Origin of the sequence: Pseudoalteromonas sp. SWYJZ12 (genome assembly GCF_015864395.1) — a bacterium.
GTDB classification, from domain to species: domain Bacteria; phylum Pseudomonadota; class Gammaproteobacteria; order Enterobacterales; family Alteromonadaceae; genus Pseudoalteromonas; species Pseudoalteromonas arctica.
Genome location: NZ_JADYXH010000076.1, coordinates 1 through 551, shown reverse-complemented (window position 1 = coordinate 551; position 551 = coordinate 1). Strand labels below are relative to the sequence as shown.

Annotated in this window: 1 protein-coding gene; it reads right to left on the bottom strand. The window is 35.8% G+C overall.

Features of this window, described 5'->3' with window-relative positions:
* The coding region (locus I6F42_RS20075) for a tyrosine-type recombinase/integrase (protein WP_231616419.1) at positions 1-551 on the bottom strand (551 nt) is incomplete at both ends.

Below are 551 nucleotides of genomic sequence, written 5' to 3'. Positions count from 1 at the left end.
CTGACAGTGCTCTCTAGTTTTCTATGGCCAAGTAGAAGCTGACAGGCTCTTAAATTTTTAGTTTTTTTGTAAATTAGTGATGGTTTGGTACGTCTCATTGAATGAGTACCATATTGAGTCTTATCTAACCCAATTGAGGTGACCCAAGAGTCAACTATACGTCCATATTGACGGGTTGAAAGGTGTTCAGAGGAATGAATTCGTGACTTAAACAAGTAATCATAAGAATTGAGAGTAAATTGCTCTATGAGCGCCACAATTGATTTCCTTGTATTTCCAGTAATTTCAAATTGAACAGGCATACCAGTCTTTTTTTGAACGACTATTGCCCTTGATTGGATTGTTTTACCATGTGCGATGTCGTTAACTTTTAGTGAAACTAAATCACATCCTCTTAGTTTGCTATCTATGGCTAGGTTAAATAGTGCTAGATCTCTTATTTTATGAAAAAGTTCCAGTCGTATTCGGATAGCCCATATTTGCTGTAATTTTAGAGGTAACTTTTGTCCTACAAGCTTATTTTTATTCCAAGGCTCTTTAGGCTGATATAT